At 39.7% G+C, this 17,723-nt stretch carries 14 protein-coding genes; 10 read left to right on the plus strand and 4 right to left on the minus strand.

What is annotated here, in order from left to right; genetic code table 11:
• The first annotated feature begins 139 nt into the window (after positions 1 to 139).
• From WAA20_RS04895 to WAA20_RS04925, 7 genes are all read left to right on the plus strand, one after another.
• Positions 140 to 1,183, plus strand: coding sequence for an ABC transporter ATP-binding protein (locus WAA20_RS04895; protein ID WP_073387335.1), 1,044 nt, complete (start codon positions 140 to 142; stop codon positions 1,181 to 1,183).
• Positions 1,184 to 1,215: 32 nt separating this feature from the next.
• On the plus strand, positions 1,216 to 2,088 hold the full coding sequence (locus tag WAA20_RS04900; protein WP_073387333.1) for a carbohydrate ABC transporter permease: 873 nt from the start codon (positions 1,216 to 1,218) through the stop codon (positions 2,086 to 2,088).
• 39 nt (positions 2,089 to 2,127) lie between these two features.
• Complete coding sequence (locus WAA20_RS04905; protein WP_073387332.1) at positions 2,128 to 2,991, plus strand: carbohydrate ABC transporter permease; 864 nt, start codon at positions 2,128 to 2,130, stop codon at positions 2,989 to 2,991.
• A 161-nt stretch (positions 2,992 to 3,152) separates the two neighbouring features.
• The gene (locus WAA20_RS04910; RefSeq protein ID WP_073387330.1) at positions 3,153 to 4,490 is read left to right on the plus strand and encodes an ABC transporter substrate-binding protein; all 1,338 of its coding nucleotides are present in this window, start codon (positions 3,153 to 3,155) and stop codon (positions 4,488 to 4,490) included.
• 265 nt (positions 4,491 to 4,755) lie between these two features.
• Positions 4,756 to 6,096, plus strand: a complete 1,341-nt coding sequence (locus WAA20_RS04915; RefSeq protein WP_073387328.1) for an MBL fold metallo-hydrolase — start codon at positions 4,756 to 4,758, stop codon at positions 6,094 to 6,096.
• Complete coding sequence (locus WAA20_RS04920; protein ID WP_073387326.1) at positions 6,089 to 7,621, plus strand: bifunctional UDP-sugar hydrolase/5'-nucleotidase; 1,533 nt, start codon at positions 6,089 to 6,091, stop codon at positions 7,619 to 7,621. The genes WAA20_RS04915 and WAA20_RS04920 overlap by 8 nt, the downstream gene beginning before the upstream one ends.
• 93 nt (positions 7,622 to 7,714) lie before the next feature.
• Positions 7,715 to 8,782 (plus strand): GGDEF domain-containing protein, encoded by a 1,068-nt coding sequence (locus tag WAA20_RS04925; RefSeq protein ID WP_073387324.1) that lies wholly within the window; start codon positions 7,715 to 7,717, stop codon positions 8,780 to 8,782.
• Positions 8,783 to 8,811: 29 nt separating this feature from the next.
• On the opposite strand, the gene WAA20_RS04930 is transcribed toward WAA20_RS04925, so the two are convergent.
• Positions 8,812 to 9,594 carry a ZIP family metal transporter gene (locus WAA20_RS04930; RefSeq protein WP_073387323.1) on the minus strand — a complete coding sequence of 261 codons (783 nt, stop codon included), beginning with the start codon at positions 9,592 to 9,594 and terminating at the stop codon, positions 8,812 to 8,814.
• Positions 9,594 to 10,001 (minus strand): pyridoxamine 5'-phosphate oxidase family protein, encoded by a 408-nt coding sequence (locus tag WAA20_RS04935; protein ID WP_330393624.1) that lies wholly within the window; start codon positions 9,999 to 10,001, stop codon positions 9,594 to 9,596. The genes WAA20_RS04930 and WAA20_RS04935 overlap by 1 nt, the downstream gene beginning before the upstream one ends.
• A 331-nt stretch (positions 10,002 to 10,332) precedes the next feature.
• Between WAA20_RS04935 and WAA20_RS04940 the strand changes: the two genes are divergently transcribed.
• Positions 10,333 to 11,826 carry a Na+/H+ antiporter NhaC family protein gene (locus WAA20_RS04940; RefSeq protein ID WP_073387322.1) on the plus strand — a complete coding sequence of 498 codons (1,494 nt, stop codon included), beginning with the start codon at positions 10,333 to 10,335 and terminating at the stop codon, positions 11,824 to 11,826.
• 253 nt (positions 11,827 to 12,079) lie between these two features.
• A complete protein-coding gene (locus WAA20_RS04945) occupies positions 12,080 to 13,066 on the plus strand; it encodes an FKBP-type peptidyl-prolyl cis-trans isomerase (protein ID WP_073387321.1) in 987 nt (328 codons plus the stop codon).
• Positions 13,067 to 13,182: 116 nt separating this feature from the next.
• Here the strand turns inward: WAA20_RS04945 and WAA20_RS04950 are convergent, their stop codons facing one another.
• Together WAA20_RS04950 and WAA20_RS04955 are read right to left on the minus strand one after the other, a co-directional pair.
• The gene (locus WAA20_RS04950) at positions 13,183 to 14,253 is read right to left on the minus strand and encodes an acyltransferase family protein (protein ID WP_073387320.1); all 1,071 of its coding nucleotides are present in this window, start codon (positions 14,251 to 14,253) and stop codon (positions 13,183 to 13,185) included.
• Positions 14,254 to 14,311: 58 nt separating this feature from the next.
• A complete protein-coding gene (locus WAA20_RS04955; protein WP_073387319.1) occupies positions 14,312 to 16,084 on the minus strand; it encodes a glycoside hydrolase family 13 protein in 1,773 nt (590 codons plus the stop codon).
• A gap of 220 nt (positions 16,085 to 16,304) precedes the next feature.
• Here WAA20_RS04955 and WAA20_RS04960 point away from each other — a divergent pair, with 220 nt between their 5' ends.
• Positions 16,305 to 17,579, plus strand: coding sequence for a hypothetical protein (locus WAA20_RS04960; RefSeq protein ID WP_073387318.1), 1,275 nt, complete (start codon positions 16,305 to 16,307; stop codon positions 17,577 to 17,579).
• The last annotated feature ends 144 nt before the right edge of the window (positions 17,580 to 17,723 follow it).

Consider the following 17,723-nt stretch of genomic DNA (forward strand, 5'->3'; position numbering starts at 1 on the left):
TTATATTGTAAAAAAAAGTGCTCTTTTATTGTAAAATGTGCTGAAAATGGACACTAGATATTGAATTTCGGTGTCCATTAATATAATAATAAATAGCTCTGAATATATTTCAATAACAATAGCAGGAGAGATACACTTAATGAATATCAGAATAGAGAACCTTACTAAGGCTTATGGCGATTTTAAAGCTGTAGACAATATGAATCTGATGGTAGAAGATGGACAGCTTGTTGGACTTCTCGGACCATCCGGATGCGGAAAGTCTACAACTCTTTTTATGTTGGCTGGTCTCACAGAGGCTACAACAGGTAGAATTTTCTTTGGCGATAAGGAAGTAACCAGGGTTGCTCCTGAAGATCGTGGAATAGGTCTTGTATTCCAGAATTACGCCTTATACCCGCATATGACAGTAGAAGATAATATTATGTTCCCTTTGATCAACCGTAAGGTTAGGAAGGATGCGGCACGCCAGCAGGCATATGAAATGGCTAAGCTTGTTCAGATTGATACTCTGCTTAAGCGTAAACCAAGCGAGCTTTCAGGTGGTCAGCAGCAGCGTGTTGCTATCGCAAGAGCTCTTGTTAAGAAGCCTAAGGTTCTTCTTCTTGATGAGCCTTTATCAAACCTTGATGCTAAGCTTCGTGTTGAGACAAGAGAAGAGATCAGAAGAATTCAGCAGGAAGTTGGTATTACAACTATCTTCGTAACACACGATCAGGAAGAGGCTATGAGTATCTCAGATCAGATCGCAGTTATGAAATCCGGTGTAGTTCAGCAGTTTGATGTTCCACAGAGCATGTATCTTAATCCTTGCAATCGCTTTGTTGCTACATTCCTTGGAACTCCTGAGATCAATATCATTGATGTTGAAGTTCTTGGCGGCACTATTAAATGCGGCGATGTTGTATTAAGAACTGGTGTTGATGTTAAGAACGGTACATATAAGGCTGGTATCCGTCCTGAGTCATTTACACACAGAGAAGATGATCACAAATACAAAGTTAATTCAGTACGTATGATCGGCAGAGACCTTCTGCTCCACCTGGACATGGCAGGAAGAGATGTTCGTGCTATCACTCATTCCGGTCAGTCCATAACCACAGGCGATACAGTTGAATTCTCAGTAAGAGAATCATCAATCTTATTATTTGGATCAGATGACAAAGTTATCGGTAAGTTCTGATTAATATTTTTATCCGAATTAGGAGATCGTTTATGGAAAAGAAAAGCATGAAGGGTTGGCTTTATCTGTTGCCGGCTTTAATTATAATTACAGTGTTCACACTGTATCCACTTGTCAGGGCGTTCAGCATGAGTATCATGCTGGATTATGATATGATCCACAATACTTTTACAGGTTATGGTCTTGAGAACTATCAGAAAGTACTTTCTGATAAGACATTCCACAAGGCTCTTACCAATACAACTATCTATTCAGTTGTAGTTGTGCCCTGTTCTATAGTTCTTTCACTTTTAATTGCAGCCATGATCAATGGCACCAAAAAAACTAAAGGTCTTTTTCAGACCATTTATTTCCTTCCATACGTTACCAGTGTTATTGCTATCGGTATTGTATGGAGCTGGATCTACAACAGTAGATATGGTCTTTTAAACAGCATCATTGGTTTCTTTGGCTTTGAACCCATTGAATGGCTCAATAAGCCTAAATATGCTCTTCCTGCACTTATCATCTTTGCAGTATGGAAGAGTATGGCATTTAACATCATGGTATTTCTTGCAGGTCTTCAGACTATTCCTAAGGAAATATATGATGCAGCCAAGGTTGACTCAACTCCTAGATGGAGAGTATTTCTTCGCATCACAGTTCCGGGAATCGCTCCTATGATCGTTTATTCCTATATCATGGGAATCATCGGTGCATTCAAGGTATATAACGAAGTATATTCACTGTACGGCGGCAAGGCAGGTCCAGCTAACAGTGCTATAACAGTCGTTTACTATATCTGGCAGAAATTCTATCAGAGCTTTAAGTATGGCGAAGCAGCTGCAGCAGCAGTTATTCTTTTCTTTATCATTCTGGCATTTACAATGGTTCAGAAACTGGTTCGCAAACTTATGAGCCGCTAAGCCCGGCACTGAAACACATACTCGATACGGAGGGGTATCATGAAATCAACTAGAGTGTCCAATATTATTTTGGATATATTGAAATTTACAATTCTTATACTTGGCGCGATCATTACTGTGATGCCTTTTGTATGGATGATCTTATCATCACTTAAGACAGCATCAGAGATCACAGCTATACCGCCAACATTTTTCCCTAAGGATCCTCAGTGGAGCAACTATCAGGAGGCATGGAGCAGAGCTCCTTTCCTTAGATATTTTGTCAATACGATCATAGTTGCTGTATGTAGTACTCTTGGCGTTTTGATTACTACAGTTCTTTCAGCATTTGCATTTTCAAGACTTAACTTTCCGGGCAAGAAGCTTGTTTTCTCTCTTCTTATGGCTACACTTATGATTCCCGGCGAAATGCTTGTAATTACAAACTATATTACTGTTTACAACATGAAGCTTGAGATCGGTGAGACAAGGATCATGGGAATCGATTCCTATGGCGCTCTTATAATCCCGTGGATAGCAAGTGTATTCTATATTTATCTCTTAACACAGTTTTTCATGCAGGTTCCGGATGCTATCTATCTGGCAGCCAAGGTTGATAAATGTTCTGATTGGAAGTTCATGTGGAAGATCATGCTTCCTATGAACAAGCAGGCAGTAGTTACGATCGGTATTCTTAACTTTATCAGTAGCTGGAATGCTTTCATGTGGCCACTCCTTGTTACTAACGATCCTAACATGAGAGTATTGTCCAATGGACTTACTCAGTTCCAGTCTGAAGCAGGTTCTGATTATCAGCTTATCATGGCTGCTTCATGTATTCTGGTAATGCCGATCATCATCATATATCTTTTCCTTAGAAAATATATTATTGAGGGTGTTACAAGATCAGGTCTTAAAGGATAATAAAATATCATATTGTTTATATTTTAGATACGTTCTATAGCTTCATCAGTATCAAGATATGTACTAACTAAAGGTAGTAAATTGCTAAAGGCAAGTTAACTATACTAATGCAGATAATTCTGCGCAATTACCGGTATTCGGTACAAAGGAGGATACGTATTATGAAGAAGAAAATCGTTGCAACATTGCTTACAGCAGTGATGGCAGCAAGTGCTCTTGCAGGCTGTGCACAGAAGGTTGATCCTAATGCAGATACAGCAGCTTCTAAAGAAGCTAACGAAGAGTCAACTCAGGAAGAGAACAAGGAAGAAGCTAAGGAAGAGAAAACAGAAGATGCTGCTCCTGTAGAGAAGACAATCGAGTCTTGCGAGATCGAGTTCTGGCATGGAATGTCAAATACTCAGGAAGAAGTTCTTACTCAGCTTACAGATGAGTTCAATTCAAGCAATGAGTACGGAATCACAGTAACACTTGTTAACCAGGGTTCATATGGTGATCTTTCTCAGAAGCTTCAGGCAGCTGCAGCAGCTGACGGACTTCCAGATATGGCTCAGGCTTACAACAACTGGCTCAATCCTTACATTGACAAGGTTGTAGACCTTACAGATTTCGTAGAGAACGATTTCGATAACTATGATGATATCATTGAGGCTTATCGTAACGAGTGCAGCGAGTTCGGTTTCATTCACGCTCTTCCTTTCAATAAGTCAACATATGTAATGTTCTATAACAAGACAGTTCTTGATGAACTTGGAGTAGAGGCTCCTAAGACATGGGAAGACCTTACAACAATCGGTGAAGCTTATGTTGAGAAGTATGGCAACCCGGCATGGGGTGTTGATGACCTTGCAGGTTTCGTAGAAGCTTCTCTTCGTCAGAACGGTGAGAGCTATGTAGATGGTACAGGTGCTCTCTTTGATACTGATGGTGGTCTTGAGACAATGACATATATCATGGACCTTTACAACAACGGATATGCTCGTCTTGTTGGTGAAGACAAGTACTTCTCAAACGTACTTTCTGCACAGGCAATGCTTGGTTACATCGGTTCTTCAACAGGTGCTTCTTACATCACAGCTGATGGTTGGGAACTTGGTGTTTGCCCTGTTCCTTCAAACAAGGAAAGCGCTGCTTACTGCGCAGGTACAAACCTTGTAATGTTCACACAGGATGCTAACAAGCAGCTTGCTGCATTCGAGTACATGAAGTTCCTTACATCTGCAGAGTCTACAACAACATGGGCAATCGGAACAGGATACCTTCCTGTAAGAACATCTGCTTATGAGTCAGCAGAGTACCAGGAATTCATGGCTGGTGACGTAACAGCTACAGCTGCTTACGAGCAGTCAGATGCATTCTTCACATCACTTGCAGCTTACGATGCTTCTAACGATGTTAGAACAGCTGTAGCAGCTAAGATGGAAGAGCTTATCCTTGACGAGACAGAGCCTCAGGATGCTCTTGATGCTCTTGTAGAAGAGATCAATGCTCAGTTCTGATAACTCGGTTCTGATAAGATCTGAATAATAAGTAATACTTTAAGCCGGTGCGTAAGCACCGGCTTTTTTTTTTGACCTTATTGCGTAATGTTTATGACGGTATACTTACAAAAAAGGTGTATTATATTGATATAAAATCCAGATTTATAAGCTTATTTACAAGAATCAGGATAAAATTATCATGTTGGCACGTTCTTGTTATTGTGATAAAATAAATATCTTGCTCTGGAGATAATTATCAAAGGGGTGGAGATTGGAGGTTTTTATGACAAAACTTGGATTTTACAACGGTCTTCGTGAAATTGGCGGAACTTTTGTAGTAGTTGAGACTGATACCGCCAGATGTATGTTTGATTTTGGTTTTGCCAATGCTGATATTATAGACAATAAGGTCAGCTGTGCTCCGGATGATATGGCATATTATTATGTCAATTTAGGTATTCTCACACCTATGGACGGTATCTATGATGATAAGACAGCTCATAAGCTTTCGCTTAAGTCTTTTTCTGAAGATACCAAGGAGAATTTCTTTATTATTTCCCACATGCATATAGATCATATGGGCGGACTTGGAATGCTTGATAAGGGTGTTCCGGTATATATGAGCTCAGACTCTCTGAAGCTTTACAGAGCTTTGGCAAGAACCGGCGAAGTAGAAATAAGAGAACACGAAAACTGTATAGGAATAGATTACGATCAGAGCTTTACTGTGGGAGATATCACGGTCAAAGTAGTAAGAATAGATCATGACGTTGAAGGCGCATGTGGATTTATCATAAAGACTTCTGATGGAAGCATTTGCTACACAGGTGATTACAGGTTCCATGGTTTTCACAGAGACATTACTGAGGCGTTTGCAGACAAATGCCATGGCGTTGATGTAATGATCACAGAGGGCGTTACAGCAAGCTTTGATGATATAGATATGTTAAGCCTCGAAGAGCCTGAAGATATGGGCAATACAGAAGAGGTCGTACAGGAATATATGCACGATAAGATCCGTGAAGAAGAGGGACTTATCGTTATCAATAATTACAACAGAAATGTTGAAAGGATTCACAGACTGATATCCCTTTGTAAGGCTGAAGGAAGAACTCTTGTCCTTGAGCCTGTTCAGGCAGAATATGTTAAGGCTTTTTATCCTGAAGATGAGATAAGTGTTTATGCTCAGAACCTGGATGAATGCAGCTTTGATATAGACACTTCATGGACCAAAGTTACAAGACAGGATCTTTTAACAGAGCCTTCAAAATATGTCCTTCAGCAGGATTATAAACATGTATATGAGCTTATAGAGTTAAAAGATGTTCTTTCTTTATATGTTCATATGGATGGTGCTCCTTTAGGAGATTATGATCCATCCTACAAAAAGCTTCATGATCTTATGGAACAGCTTTCCATAAATTATGAACACAAGGGAACAGGCGGACATTCAAGGCCTTATTACATTCGTTACATGATCGATCATATTGAACCGGGTACACTTATTCCGCTTCATTCCTTCAGACCTGAGCAGGTCATGTCAGACCACGCAGGATGCAGGATTCTTCCGGAGTATGGCGATTTTTATACTATTGAAAATGGAAAGTTAGAGATTTATGGATAACAATTTACGTACATTAAATATCATATATACATCAGATACACATGGTCATGTTTATCCAATTGACTATGCCAAAAACGCCCCATGTAATGCAAGTCTTTTGAATATCGCAACTGAGTATACAAAGGATGGCAATACACTTGTTCTTGATGGCGGAGATTCACTTCAGGGAACACCTCTTACACAATATTATCTTGCTAATGCTGATAAGTATCCCTATCACCCGATAGCAGAAGCATTTAATGCTATGGGACTTGATTTTTATACTCTTGGTAATCATGACTTTAACTTTGGTTATGAGGCTATAAGAGATTATATTAAAGCTATGAATGCCAGATGCCTTTGCGCTAACGTTGAGGACCTTGGAGGTGAGCTTAAGCTCGAAAAGACTGCGATAGTAACACTTGAAAACGGTCTTAGGGTTGGTATTTCAGGCGTTGTAACCGATTGGGTCAATGTATGGGAACAGGAAGACAATATTGCAAAGACCAAGGTTACAGATCCTTTTGTTGCAGCAAAGAAAGCTCTTGAAGAGATCAAAGATAAGTGCGATATTACCGTACTTATCTATCATGGAGGCCTTGAGGAGAATCCAGCAACAGGCCAGAAGATGTCTGATACTACTGAAAACATCGGATGTAAGATAGCTCATGAGCAGGACTGGGATATCCTTCTTACTGGACATCAGCACATAGCAAATGAGAAGTTTGTGATCGATGGAACATTTGCTGTTCAGCCTCCTGCTAAGGCAGAGAAATATATAGTAATGCAGGCAGTTAAGTCAGAAGATGATCTTAAGATCACATCAAAGCTTGTAAGTACAGGCGATGTACATGAAGAAGTAGTTTATAACAAGATGCTTCCTCTTGAAAAAGACGTACAAAGCTGGCTTGATATTCCGATAGGATCATTAAAAGAGCCTATAATCCCTGAGGAAAAGATTGATGCAGCGCTTAATGGAAGCAGACTTGCAGCTATATTTAACCAGACTCAGCTTGAATGGAGCGGAGCTGATTTTTCCTGCACGAGTCTTGGTAATGATCCGCTTGGACTTGAAAAAGATATAACTATAAGAGATGTATGCGCTGTATATCCTTTCGCTAATACTGTGTTTGTGGTAGAAGTAACCAAGCAGACAATTAAGGATTCACTTGAACGCGTGGCATCCTATTTTACCCTGGTAGATGGTAAGCCCCAGGTTTCAGAAGAGTTCTTAAAGCCCAAGGTTGAGCATTACAATTATGACTTCTATGCAGGCCTTGACTATGAGTTTGACTTAAGACGTCCTGTGGGAGACAGAGTAGTTAAGATGGTCATGCTTGATGGTTCTGAGCTGTCTGATTCCAGAACATATACTCTTGTTACAAGTAATTACAGGGCGACAGGAACAGGTGGATATAAAGCGATAGGTGAAAGCCGCGTTATCAGAAATAGTACTGAGGAAATGCCGGATCTTCTGCAGGATTACATCAGGAAAAACAGTCCTGTTGGAGATGTAAATAATTTCAGAATTAAAGTTTTTTATTAATTATCAAATAAATTTTGTTTTGAAAAACGGGATACAGTATATGAATTTAGTGATATACTGTTATAGATGCTTGATAAGAGGGACACAAATCCTATGAAAATATTAAAACTATTCACTAAAGATGATGATGTTTTTAATAATTATCATGACAAAATAAATGAACTGAATTATGAGCGTATCAGTAAGCTATCAATGATGGGGGCGACACTTCCTGTTATAGCAGTTATCTATTTTGCTATTGTTGGGGACTATGAGGGGAGCATGGAGTCTGTAATTATCATGCTTTATTTTGCAGCTCTGCGCATCTTTCTTAAGTTCCATGGGGAGGACAGGCCATTTAAGAATGCCACATTGTTCTTTTATCTTGTTATCATTCCGATACTTTTATTCGCATCGATAATAGATGCATATTATGATCCCGATGAACAGGGCTTTACGTCTCTTCTTCTTTTGTGCGCTATTCCGTGCCTGATTCTGGACAGGCCGGTGAGAATTGGAAGCTTTTTGGGGATTGTTGCTCTTACCGATGGCATAATATTCGATATTTTTAACGATGGGGCTGCGGTAGTGGATATAAGGTCTCATCTGGTTGTAACATCTGTTGTATCAATAATCATTTCAGGATATGTACTAAAAATTCAAATCGAAAATGTAAGGCGAGGCGAGAAACTGGCATACCAGTCGGAGCATGATGGAATGACAGGCCTTTTTAACAGAGTAGGTGGAGAAAAGAGAATTTCTCAATATCTGGAAGAGGGGTGCAAGGGCTTTTTCTATCTTATAGATGTTGATAATTTTAAATACGTTAATGACTCCTTCGGTCATGACACAGGTGATGAGGTCCTTGAAGATATCTCAGGTATCCTTACAGAATCTTCCGGAGAAAAAGATGTTCTGATGAGAATTGGCGGAGATGAATTTGTAGGCTTTGCAGAAGGAATCTTTTCCGAAGAACTGATCCAGAGAAGATTTGACAGAATTAGAAGCGGACTTAGATGGACAAGATTCTATCGCAAACATAAACAGAAGATAACCCTCTCTATGGGAGCTGTTATCCTGGATGGTAAGACCGATTATTCTTATAAGACATTGTACAAGGTCGCAGATGATCTTTTATATACATCAAAAAGAAATGGAAAAAATATAATGACTGCACAGTGATGTGCAGTCATTTTTATATTGCTTTAAGTTTATCCAAGTGCTACATCAAGAGTCATCATAAGTGTAAATCCAAACGCAAACATAATCGTGCTTACGTTAGTGTGTTTACCTGATGCCATCTCAGGAATGAGCTCTTCGATTACAACATACATCATAGCTCCTGCTGCAAAGCACAGAAGATATGGAAGTACGGGAACAACGAGGCTTGCAAGAAGTATAGTGATGATTGTTCCAATTGGCTCTACAAGTCCTGAAAGAACGCCGCTTACAAAGGCTTTCATTCGTGACTCGCCATTACTTCTAAGAGGCATTGATATTATCGCGCCTTCCGGGAAGTTCTGGATAGCGATACCAAGCGCAAGTGCAAGAGCTCCTGCAGCAGTGATACCGTTAGTTCCTGACATCCATCCTGCATATACAACACCTACAGCCATTCCTTCAGGTATGTTGTGGAGTGTAACAGCAAGTACCATCATTGTAGTCTTCTTAAAATTAGATTTAAGACCTTCAGGCTCATCACTGTTCATGTGAAGATGAGGGATGATCTCATCAAGCAACAATAGAAACAGTATACCAGCCCAGAATCCTATAACAGCGGGAATGAATGAAAGCTTACCCATCCCCTCAGACTGTTCCATAGCAGGAATTATAAGACTCCATATGGATGCAGCCACCATGACACCAGCAGCAAAGCCCTCAAGTGCATGGCTTAATTTTTCACTCAGTTCTTTTTTCATGAAAAAAACATTGGCAGAACCGAGTGCAGTTCCAAGAAAAGGTACCAGTACGCCGATTAGTAGCTGATTATTCATCAGAATTCTACCGTGCGCGCAGGCGCTGTGAAGGATGAGAAGGTAGCCTTACCACCATCGAAATACAGAACAGCAGTATTTCCGTCTCCTGGGGCGTACATGTTCTTTAAACCGGGATTTTTCTCAAGCATATCTGTTTCTGCTTCGATGCGGTTGTCATAGACGAGCTTGCCCTCAACTCTAATCCATTCGCCACCTTTAAATGCGCTAATCTCAACCTTAGGATTTTTTTCGATCTGTTTGAAAACATCTTTTTTCTTGCCTGTCTGAATGTAGAGCTTACCTTCAAATATCTCTGCAGTTCCGAAAGGTCTTACTCTTGGCTGATCACCATCTACTGTTGCGAGATAGTAGGTCTGAGCCTCGTGCAGGAAATCGCGAACTTCTTCAATTGCTGTTTTTGCCATAATTATAGCCTCCTTAATGCGTAAAATAGTTTAGGTCTGTATCATTTCCTAAAATAGCTTATTTATGCCGATTAAGCTATTATTAATCTTAGATGATCGGGATTGCGAGAGTTTTGTAGAACTGTTGCAATACTTTTGTAATAAGGGGACAGAGGGCTGTACACCTTCTTAAATTATATTATATAACATCATTTCTTTAGAAAAAAAGCTCATTATGTCACAAAAATAAGTGGTATATTAATTGAAAAATTGAGCACAATATAATAGAATTAAATAAATATAACTTTTTTAAGTGTGAAGCGAATACATCTACAATAAGGGGGGAAATCATATGGCCTACGGTACATGGATATCACTTCTTCCACCAATAATAGCGATAATACTGGCTCTTGTAACTAAACAGGCGTATCTTGCACTGTTTGTAGGTGTTGTGACAGGTGCATTCTTTATGGCGGGACCGCACCCATGGACTGCTTTTGAAGTCCTTCTTGATACCATGGTCTCCAATGTAGATCTGACGATCATCATTTTCCTGATACTTATAAGCATTGTTGTAAGGCTAATGCAGATGAGTGGCGGCACCTACGCTTATGGTGAATGGGCGTACAGAAATCTTAAGAATAAAAAGTCATCGCTTATTGCAACCAGTCTTCTGGGAGTCCTTATATTCATGGATGATGGATTCAACTGCCTTACAGTAGGCTCTGTAATGATGCCTGTCACTGATAAATTCAAGACATCAAGGGCCAAACTTGCATATATAATTGATGCGACAGCTGCGCCTGTATGTATACTTGCGCCGATTTCTTCCTGGGCTGCAGCCATTAATTCATATATACCTGAAAATTATGATATTAATGGTTTTAGTATGTTTGTACGTGCGATCCCATTCAATTTCTATGCAATACTGACTTTGATCATGGTCTTTGGAACATCCATTGCAGGCTTTGATTATGGACTTATGAAAAAATATGAAAGAGCCGTTGAAAATGGTGAACCTGATTCCAGCGCCGGAAGAAGAGCAGGAGATATGTCTGAGACTGCAGGAATGAAAGGCAGGGTCATAGATCTTTTGCTTCCAATGATATTCCTTATAGTCCTTGCTATCGCGGCTATGATATATACAGGATATCTTAATGGCGGAAGGACTCTCATAGAGTGCTTTGCAAATTGCGAATCAGCTAAGAGCCTGGTGTTTGCATCTCTTATGACGATACTGTTTTGTGCATGTCTGTATCTTCCAAGAAAAGTCATGTCTTTTAAAGACTATATGGAATGCATCCCTACAGGATCTACTCTGATGGTTCCTTTCATGTTGATATTGGTTCTTGCATGGACACTTAAAGGAATGATCGCAGGACTTGGCGCTGATGTGTTCATCAGTTCTGTAATGCAGGGAGCAAGCAGTGCATATGCCTTTATTCCATTGATCCTGTTCCTTGTTTCAGTATTTGTATCTTTTTCATCAGGAACAAGCTGGGGAACCTTTGCTATTATGGTTCCTGTTACGGTTGCGATGCTTGCAACGGACCCGCAGCTCCTTTTGATAGGAATAGCAGCCTGCCTTGCAGGAGGCGTTACAGGAGATCATATATCACCGATTTCTGATACAACTATCATGTCAAGCTCAGGAGCAGGCTGTAATCATATCGATCATGTCAGCTCACAGATCCAGTACCAGATACCTGTAATAGTGGCCTCTGCTATAGGATATATCATTGCGGGATTTACAAGAAGCTTTGTGATTGCACTGCCTGTATCTATAATAGTATTGGCTATTGAGATGTACGTGATGTATAAGAAAGCTGGTAAGAAAGAAGTATAAAGAAATAGGAAAATCTACTTCTTGAACATAGAAAACTATGTACCATCGTACATATGATAGAATACCTGTCTTTGGAGGCAGGTATTTTTTGCGCAAAATATAGGTTTTAATGTATAGTTTGCCTAACTTGACGTTTCATAGTAAAATAGCAAAGATGCACTGCATAATGAACGTTTTTTGAATAATCGTATGGCAGGCAAGGACAATACTGAAAAAGATAATATGTATAGAAAAAGATAGGAGATTAAAGATAATGAAACTAGCTGTAACTTATGCCGGTGGCGACATTTTCCAGCATTTTGGAAAGACTGAAGAGTTCAAGATCTACGAGATTGAAGATGACAAGGTTGTTGCAAGTACTGTTATTGGTAACGAAGGCCTTGGACACGAGTCTCTTGCAGGACTTCTTGCTGAGCAGAAGGTTGAAAAGCTTATCTGCGGCGGACTTGGACAGGGAGCACTTGATGCTCTTACTCAGGCAGGTATCGAAGTAATCTCAGGAGCAGAAGGAGATGCTGATGCTGCTGTATATGCATATTTAAACGGAGAGCTTGAATCTAAGGGCGTTAACTGTGATCACCACCATGAAGAAGGCGAAGAGCATGCCTGCGGACATCATGAAGAAGCTTCAGAGTCTCAGGAAGGCTGCGGCGGTTGCGGCAACGGCACTGAAGAAGAAAGCTGCGGTGGATGCGGCGATGGCGAAGGCTGTGGCGGATGTGGTGACGATGAAGAGTGCGGCGGTTGTGCAAGCGAAGGCGGCTGTGGTGGCTGCGGCGGATGCGGTGGCCCAAGACCTGTTATTTTCGAAGGTCCTAACGCAGGTAAGAAGGTAAGCGTTCACTATAAGGGAACACTTGATGACGGTTCACAGTTCGATTCATCCTATGACAGAGGCCAGACACTCGACTTCATCTGCGGTACAGGCATGATGATCGCTGGTTTTGATAAGGCAGTTGTTGAGATGGAAGTTGGTCAGACTGTAAATATTCACCTTGAGCCAGAAGAGGCTTATGGCGTACGTGATGCAGCCAACATCTTCACACTTAATATTTCAGAACTTCCTGGATCTGAGAACTTAAGCGTAGGTCAGCAGGTATTCCTTCAGGATCCTATGGGAAGAGCATTCCCTGTTGTAGTTAAGGACAAGGATGACCAGACAATCACACTTGATGCCAACCACGAGCTCGCTGGTAAGGCACTTAACTTCGAGATCAATCTTGTTAGTATTGAAGAGTAATTCTAGAAGGAATTGTCAAAAGGAACTTTTGACACCTACCTCATTATATGAAGTGAAAATCAAGAAAACAAATAGCTCCATTTATAGAAGCATCTATAAATGGAGCTGTTTCTTTTTTATGTTACGAGTTTTCTTAAAAACGGAATCTTTTTTGCAATAGCAACAAGGATTGTTGAAAGAACAAATGTAGTTGCGGCAACTAGGGGAAGTGCTAGTGCGCTATTGCACATTATAGTACTGAATCCGATCTCATTAAAAATATTTAATAAGAAAGGATGTATCAGGTATATTCCCAAAGTCAGACTGGCCAAATAATCGATTTTATATAATAAGTTATCTGTAAGATTTATTTTGATACGATTTACAAAAAAATCATAAACTACACACGAAAAAAGAGTTGTCTGTATTCTTAGATTTTCATAAAATGTCGTTTCTATCCTATCAAAATAAAAATACGATGCAAATAAAGAAAGGGTAAAAAGAGCAATTATTAAGAAATAAACGGTTTTGTAGTTTTTATTAACATGATTATAGATATAATAGCCCAGAAGACAGACACCTGCCCATTTTGCAAATCCATTTATTGTAAAAAGCTGAAGGAAGTCCATAGCTTTATTTAAAGAACCAATTTGAAAAGATTCCAGACTGGTAAAAATCATGCTGATAAATACGAAAGCTAATGCATATTTGATGATCGGCTTTTCCTGCCCATCGTCATCGTTTCCAATAAATTTTTTTAAGATTGGGATTGCGAATAAAACACCTATATAAGCAGGTAAATACCATAAATGATATTTTGGATTTAAAATTGCATGTTCTAAGATCAACTTAATATCATTAAATAGGTTCATACCAAGCTGCTTGGAAAACAATAGTGCACAACCGCTATAAAATATAGCATAAAAGAAATATAGAGAAATAAAGTGTACTATTTTCATAAAATATTTTCTTTTATCTTTTATTTTATAGCTCTTATCTAAGTAAAGGCTCCCTGAGATTAAAAAGAAACAGGTTACTGCGAAACGTGTTATGCCATGTCCCAAATTCAAAATTAAACTATCAAATGTTCCGTATTTAACATCAAAAAGATGCTCAGCTGATGTGTGTAGTATGATAACAGCAAAACAAGCTATAATCCTAAGCAAATTAATATTGTGATTAACGTGATTTTTTTGTGTATCTGTCATATGCGTTTACCTGATCGTTAATGCTATGGGAATATGTTAATACCAATAGCTAATTTTATCACATTTTCATGATCAGTACGCCCTTACTTTCAAGCTTTCCGCTAAGCGCATCACCATCTTTATCCCATTTCCTTGCAAAAAGAACTTCAGCCCCCTCTTTAACAGGAATAGTAACAGCTTCATCCTCACAGTTAAGATATACAGCAATAGTTCCTGTTTCATCGATCTTAAGATAAGAAATCACGCGGTCTTTCTCGATATCGTTCGGAAAGTGGAAGTTCCTGCTCTTGCAGGCAGGAGTATTTTTTCTCATGGAGATAATGGACTTCATTGTTGAAAGCTCATTAGCTTTAAGTCCCTTATCGATATCATCCCAAGGCATACATCTGCGGCAGTCAGGATCAAAGCCGCCTTCCATAGCTACTTCTGTTCCGTAGTAGATACAAGGACTTCCAGGCATTGTGAACAGGATCGCAAGCTGCTGATAGAACACATCTATATCGCCGCCAACTTTATCAAGAAGCCTGTTGGTATCGTGTGAATCCATCAGATTGAACAGTACATCATTAACCTGAGAGTAGTACATGGTAAAACATCTGTTGATGTCGTATTCGAAGGAGCTTCTATCTCTATCTTTGTAGATCCAGAAGTCAGATATAGCGCTGGAAAGAGGATAGTTCATGACAGAGTCATACTCATCTCCGCGAAGCCAAGTGATAGAGTCATGCCAGATCTCACCAAGGAGATAGAAGTCACTCTTCATGCGCTTTGTCATATATCTTACTGCTCTTAAAAATGAGTGTGATACCTCATTACCAACATCAAATCTGAGTCCGTCTATATCAAAAGTCTCGATCCAGAACTTTATTATATCAAGCAGATAGTCCACAACTTCAGGATTAGAAGTGTTGAGCTTAGGCATATGCTCTGCAAAGGCAAAAGAGTAAAAGCGTCCATCTCTGGTATCGCGTCCTGTCTCTATGGGCCACTTATTTACCATATACCAGTCGGCATATTTAGACTCCTTGCCATTTTCAAGGACGTCAAGCCACATAGGATGGTCGGAACCTGTATGATTGAAAACCGCATCCAGCATGACACGGATTCCCGCAGCATGAGCTTCATCTACAAGTGCACGCAGGTCTTCATTGGTACCAAAGTGGCTATCGACCTTCTTATAATCCTTGGTATTGTATTTGTGATTGGACTTGGATTCAAACACAGGATTAAGGTATATTCCGGTTATACCAAGGTCCTTAAGATAAGGAATCTTGTCACGGATACCCCTTATATCTCCGCCGTAGAAGTCTTTAAAACCAACCTCTTTGTACTCCCATGGAAGTACCCCCTCAGGATCAATTGAGTGGTCACCATTACAGAATCTCTCCGGGAATATCTGATACCAGACTGTATCATTAACCCATGATGGAGTCTCAAATACATCGCAAGGATTCATCCAGGGCATTATGAAGTAGGAGAGCGCCTTACCATCCTGATTCATCTCTTCCTCAGTATAGAATCCATCCTCGAAGTAGTACATGCATTCATCGCCTGAATGTAGCTCGAAGTAGTATTTACATCTCTTATATTCAGGGAAAAGAGTAGTAGTCCACCATATATGATCTTTGAGATTCTTCTTAAAGTATATCTCTTCACGTTTGCCGCTCCATCTTTCGCATCCGCCCATGATGCCGGCATCATAAGGATCACCATGGATTATGTAAACGTGATCGATATCATAGCCTGTCTTAATGTTGATAACAAGGCTGCCTGTATCAAGGCTATAGCAGTACTGATCTGATGTGCGGTGGTATATTGCTCCTAAATTCATAGAAATCCTCCAGTTTACGGAAAACGTTTTCCGACACAAACAATATACACCATCCCATAAATAAAAGCAACAGGAAAATAAAATGCATTTCGTCGGACATTATTGTCGTTTCGTCATTATATTAAAAAGTCCCTGTTTTTTAAGATAAAATGGAGATCGTGTCAGGGATGGTTAAGTGATTAAAACTGACATACTATCTTATTTTTTTATTGGAGGAAGTATGACAAAAAGAAAAGCAATTTTAAAAAGACTCATGATTGCAACAACAGTAATGACAATGACCCTTGGGGGATCAATGACAGCATTTGCTGCCGAAGGCGGAGTATGCACATGTGACGAACAGACTACAGTTGTAGTAACCGTTGATGAGCAGGCAGCTACAGAAAATGAAAAGGAAATACTTGGAAATCCTGATGAGCAGCAGACAGAATCAGAGACAGCTATATATGAGGAATATACTAAATCTGATATGGATGAATTTGCAAAAGAGACAGCAGAGGAAATCGAAATGGGAGAGCGCTATGTAGATCCCGAAAATCAGAAGCTGGCTACAGAGTATGCTGATGACAGAGAAGAAGGAGAAGCACCAATAGATCCTTTGGCAGAAGGGAATGCTCATATAACAATCACCGATTCTTCACTTGAAGATGAAGATGTTCTTCAGGGAAGAACAGAGATAATAGCTAATACTACAGACAATAAAATTCCGCTTGAAGCTGATGAGGAGTCAGCTGAGGCTACTATATATTTTGTATCTTTAAATTCTACTAATACAGAAGTTCTTGATGGTAAGAATATTGAAGCGGCTGTTACAGTTCCTGTAGCTACTGACTGTGACGATCCTGCAAACGCAGTTGCATATGTTGATCCTCAGCTTGGTACATTCGATGCTATTGATAAAGTAGCTTTGAAATACGATGCTGAGCATGGAACATGGACAATTAATATCACACTCAAAAGTTCATATTCTTATAAAACTATAAATGGCACAGATTATCCTGTATCTTATTACAACTATGGTACAATTTATCTGGTAAAATACGATGCAGTTAAAAAAGAAGTTGTAGTTGAGCCGGTTCAGCCTGGTGTTGAGCCTTCTTCTAACGAGAATGAAACAGTTCTTGCAGTAGTAGATGCAAGCGGCGTACAATCTTCAACAGAGGTATCTACAGTAGCACCTGTTAATGATTACTATCAGTTCAACCTTAACGCAGCAAAGGCTATCAGAGAAGCTGCTTACGGTTCAACAGTAGAGATCGATGCAGGAGAATATGTAAGCTTTGCAGACTTCGTTATCGAAGAGATCGACAAGCGTCCTGACCTTACAATTAACGTAAGCTATATCGATGCTGCTAACCTTCACACAAGAGAGCAGATCGTAATCCCTGCAAGAGCAGTAGAATCAGACGGAACAGTACTCGGCGAATCCAGAATTGAAGAACCTGAAACACAGTATTATGGCTTCAGATATGTTGACAGCAAGATCAACGCGTAAGTAATACTACAGTTATTTAATTCCTGAATAAAAAGTAAATTAGTTATTTGAAACAATCATGTTGATGTAACTTTTTGAAAACTTAAAAAGCGGTGGCAATGAGAATTGGCACCGCTTTTCTCTTATAAGGAGAAAAAACAGGAG

The sequence above is a fragment of the Butyrivibrio fibrisolvens genome (assembly GCF_037113525.1).
Classification (GTDB): domain Bacteria; phylum Bacillota; class Clostridia; order Lachnospirales; family Lachnospiraceae; genus Butyrivibrio; species Butyrivibrio fibrisolvens.